The following is a 629-nucleotide window of genomic DNA, read 5'->3' as shown; positions in this document are numbered from 1 at the left end:
TTCAGGTAGCCACGCGCAACCCCCGCCCCGCCGATGTAAAGCTCGCCCACCGCCCCGAACGGCACCGGCTGACCATGGCCGTCCAGAAGATAGACCACCGAATTGCGAATTGGTCGTCCCAGCGGCACCCGTTGCCGGCCATCGAACTCAGCAGGCACCGGATAACAAAGACTAAAGGTGGTGTTCTCTGTCGGGCCGTAGCCATTGGAGATCCGCAGCGTCGGATGTCGCTTCTGGCATGCCCTGATGGAAGCGATGGAGACCTCCTCGCCCCCGACCAGCAGTTGCTGTAGCCGATCAGTACTCCGCTCCTCCCCCACATAGACGTCGAACAACCGGGCAGTCATCCAGGCGATGGTGACGCCTTGGTCTTGGATGATCTGGGCCAGCGTTGCGGTCGAGAGGTGGCGTTCAGGATAGAGCACAATGCTGGCGCCGTTCGCCAAGGCTCCCCAGACCTCGAACGTGGTCGCGTCGAATGTGGGCGAGGATGCGTTGAGAAAGACGTCCCGCGGGGAGATCTCTACGAAATCGTTCCCCGCCACAAGACGCACCACTCCGCGATGCTCGACCATGACGCCCTTGGGTGTCCCGGTGGAGCCGGAGGTGTAGATGACATAGGCGAGATG

At 62.0% G+C, this 629-nt stretch carries 1 protein-coding gene; it reads right to left on the bottom strand.

What is annotated here, in order from left to right; translation table 11 throughout:
• On the bottom strand, nucleotides 1–629 hold a 629-nt coding region (locus tag AC0L2K_RS34980), incomplete at both ends, for an AMP-binding protein (protein ID WP_473533658.1).

Source organism: Mesorhizobium sp. WSM4817, from assembly GCF_055811135.1.
The sequence above is the reverse complement of the archived record's forward strand: the minus strand, read 5'-3'. Positions and strand labels throughout refer to the sequence as shown.